This window comes from Mesorhizobium sp. M7A.F.Ca.CA.003.01.2.1 (assembly GCF_003998945.1).
Lineage (GTDB): Bacteria > Pseudomonadota > Alphaproteobacteria > Rhizobiales > Rhizobiaceae > Mesorhizobium > Mesorhizobium ciceri.
Map to the genome: position 1 here is coordinate 1 of NZ_RZRA01000557.1, position 3,741 is coordinate 3,741.

A 3,741-nucleotide genomic window follows, 5' to 3' on the forward strand; every position below is an offset into this window, starting at 1 on the left:
AGCTTGAGCAGGGCCGGATTGGACTGCAGCAGGGAAAACAGCTGGATGCCGGCCGGCAGGCCGGCGAGAAATTCGTCGAAGCGCATCAGCGCTTCGTCGGCCCGGCGCGTCTGGCCGAAGGAGCGCAGCAGCGCCGGCGTCAATTCCGTCAGCCGCTCGCGCGCCTCCGCCGACTGGGTGACGCGATAGCGACCGAAATGCCAGCCTCGGATGACGCGGCAGATGTCGCTTGGCCGCTGGAAGCCGAGGCCGTGCAAGGTCTGCAGCGTATCGGGATCGTCGACATCGCCGGTGAAGACGAGATTGCCGATGCCTGTCGACAGTTCGGGTGCTGTTTCGAACAGTGCCGCGTAGTGGCGTTCGACCTGCTGCAACGAGGCGCGAAACGCCTGGGAAAAGGCAGAAGCATCGGCAAAGGCGAGCATGCGGGCGATGCGCTCCAAGCCTTCATCATCTTCCGGCAGCGTGTGGGTCTGCTCGTCGGCAACCATCTGCACGGCATGTTCGACGCGGCGCAGGAACCAGTACTGGCGGGCGAGCGCATCGCGCGCCTCGGTGGTGATCCAGCCGCGTGTCGCAAGCTCGCCGAGCATCGGCACGGTCTCGCGGCCACGCAGTTCAGGGAAGCGTCCGCCGGCGATAAGCTGCTGGGTCTGGACGAAGAACTCGATCTCGCGAATGCCGCCGCGGCCGAGCTTGACGTTGTGGCCCTTGACCGCGATCTCACCATGGCCCTTGTGGGCGTGGATCTGACGCTTGATCGAATGGACGTCGGCAATCGCCGCGTAATCCATGTATTTGCGCCAGATATAGGGCTGAAGCTCCTTGAGGAAGGTAGCGCCCGCGGCCAGATCGCCAGCCACCGGACGTGCCTTGATCATGGCGGCGCGCTCCCAGTTCTGGCCGCGCGCCTCATAGTAGCGCAGTGCCGCCTCAACCGGGATCGCCAGCGGTGTCGAACCGGGGTCGGGGCGCAGCCTCAGATCGGTGCGGAAGACATATCCGTGCTCGGTGCGGTCCTGCAGGATGCGAACCAGGCGGCGCGTCAGCCGCGAAAACAATTCGGTGGCGTCGAGCGGGTCGACGACCGCCGGTGCTTCCGGATCGAAGAAAACCACCAGATCGATGTCCGAGGAAAAATTCAGCTCATGTGCCCCGAGCTTGCCCATGCCGAGCAGGATCCAACCCGACTGTTTCGACGGGTTGTCGACATCCGGCAGTTTGAGTTTGCCCTGGCCGTGCGCGTCGCGCAGCAGGAAGTCGACGGCGGCACGGGTACAGGCGTCAGCGAGGTCGCTCAACCGCCGGACCGTCAGCGCCGTTTCGGCCTCGCCGGCAAGATCGGCCAGCGCGATGAGGAAATGCGCCTCCGCCTTCCACTGGCGCAGCTCCATCATCAGGCCGGATTCCGAAAGGGTCTCCGCCAAATGCGCCAGGTCTATGGCGGCGCCGATCGCTTTCAGCCGAGCCTCGATTGTCTGCTCGAACAGCCCGTCCAGGATTTGCGGCCGGCGACGTGCCGTATCGCGCAGGAACGGCGACAGATCGAAGACGGCGGCGAGGAAATCCTGGCCCTCCCCTTTGCCGGCCAGAAACTTGGCCAGCCGCGTCAGCCCTTCTTCGCGTGCGGCGGACGCGATCTCGGCCAGTTCCAGCCGCGCACGGTCCTCGTCCAGCGGAACAAGCCTGGCCGCCGGCTTCAGCAGCCAATCTTTCGCTCTCGCAGTCGTGCTCATCAGTGATCCTCCCGAACCGGGAAACTCATGACCACGGATAGTCCAGGATTGCCAGGCAAGAGTTCAAGCCGGCCATTGTGGAATGTCATGACCGCCTTGGCGAGGCTGAGGCCAAGACCGGAACCCGGTTGCGAACGGCTCTTCTCCAGCCGCACGAAACGTTCCGTGGCACGCGCGCGGTCGCCATCGTCGGGAATGCCGTGGCCATTGTCGGCAACCGACAGGCGAACGTCCGCACCGGTTCGCTCGAGCGTGACGCGCACCGCCGGCTGGGCATTGGCGCCGGTGGAATATTTGATGGCGTTGTCGACGATGTTCGACAGCGCCTGACCGATCAGTTCGCGGTTGCCGTTGACGGACACCGCCTCGTGCGCGTCTGCTTCCAGCGACACGCCCGCCTCTTCCGCCACCGGCTCATAGAGCTCGACGACATCGCGTACGGCTTCCGCAAGATCGACGCGGTTCGTATTTTCAGACGAGTAGCCAGCCTCCAGCCGGGAGATCATCAGGATGGCGTTGAAGGTTTTTATCAACTGGTCCGACTCGGCGATGGTGCCTTCCAGCGCCTGCCGGTAGTCGGTGGGCTTTTGCTTGCCCGAAAGCGTCGCTTCGGCCCGGTTGCGCAGCCGGGTCAGCGGCGTCTTCAGATCATGCGCGATGTTGTCGGAAACCTGCTTCAAGCCTTCGTTCAGCGTGGCGATCCTGGCCAGCATGGCATTGAGATTTTCGGAGAGCCGGTCGAACTCGTCGCCAACCCCCGTCACCGGCAGCCTGCCCGACAGATCGCCGCCCATGATGCGACGGCTGGCTTCCGACACGCTGTCGATGCGCTTCAGCGCAGCGCGGCCGACAAAAAACCAGATCAGCAATCCGCCCAGCCCCATCATGCCGAGCGCCAGCATCAGCGCACGGCGGATGACGGCACGAAACCGTTCCGGCTCGCCAAGGTCGCGGCCGACCAGCATGATCATCTGGTTCGGCAGCCGCAGCACCAGCGCAATGGCGTTGTGGCCTTTTTCGCCCTGCGCCTGCGCATCGTTCTGCTCGGATTGGGTGGTGGTACCCTGCTCGGCGGGAAGGTTGCGCAGGCGCTCGAGCTCTCCCTCGCCAAAGCGCTGATAAGAGAACGGACTGCTGGTCCAGCCTTCGGTTTCGAGAACGCCAGGTTCGAGGCTCTGCACGTTGCCGGTCAGGATCTGGCCGTTGGCGTCGGCGATCAGGTAAAGGTTTGCGCCGGGCTGGCGCGAGCGCGCTTCGACCACGCGGACCAGTACCGGCAGGCCACCGCGCTGATAGGCGCGGGCAAGGCCGAGCACTTCGTCATTGATGGTCTCCTGCGTCTGCGCGGTCAGCATTCGCGCCGACAGCGAGGTCATGTAGAAGACGAGCGCCACCGCGCAGAGCGCGAAGAGCAGGAAGTAGAGCGCCGAAAGCCGCGCTGCCGTCGTCTTCATGATGGCGGGCACGGAAAGAGCCATGCCGCAGCTAACCACTCTTCAGCATATAGCCGGCGCCGCGAACCGTATGCAGGATGGGCTTGTCGAAGCCCTTCTCTATCTTGCCGCGCAGCCGGGAGACATGGACGTCGATGACATTGGTCTGCGGATCGAAATGGTAGTCCCAGACATTTTCCAGCAGCATGGTGCGCGTCACCACCTGGCCGGCATGCCGCATCAGATATTCGAGCAAGCGGAACTCACGCGGCTGCAGCGTTATCTCGCGTGACGCACGGCGGACCGAATGCGACAGCCTGTCGAGTTCGAGATCGCCGACGCGGTAGACGGTTTCCGCTTCCTTGGCACTGGCGCGCCGGTTCAGCACCTCGACGCGGGCGAGAAGCTCGGAGAAGGCATAGGGCTTTGTCAGGTAATCGTCGCCGCCGGCGCGCAAACCCGTGACCCGGTCATCGACCTCGCCGAGCGCCGACAGGATCAGCACCGGCGTCGTGTTGCCCCTGGACCTGAGACCGGCAATGACCGACAGGCCGTCGCGACGCGGCATCATC

3 protein-coding genes are annotated in these 3,741 nt (G+C 64.4%); all 3 read right to left on the bottom strand.

Annotated features, from left to right (window positions below):
- On the bottom strand, positions 1-1,736 hold a 1,736-nt coding region (locus EN969_RS21000), incomplete at its 3' end, for a bifunctional [glutamine synthetase] adenylyltransferase/[glutamine synthetase]-adenylyl-L-tyrosine phosphorylase (protein ID WP_127419360.1).
- On the bottom strand, positions 1,736-3,214 hold the full coding sequence (locus EN969_RS21005) for a HAMP domain-containing sensor histidine kinase (RefSeq protein WP_013532630.1): 1,479 nt from the start codon (positions 3,212-3,214) through the stop codon (positions 1,736-1,738). The genes EN969_RS21000 and EN969_RS21005, both read right to left, overlap by 1 nt.
- 7 nt (positions 3,215-3,221) lie before the next feature.
- A partial coding sequence (locus EN969_RS21010; RefSeq protein ID WP_164758391.1) for a response regulator transcription factor occupies positions 3,222-3,741 on the bottom strand: 520 nt, incomplete at its 5' end.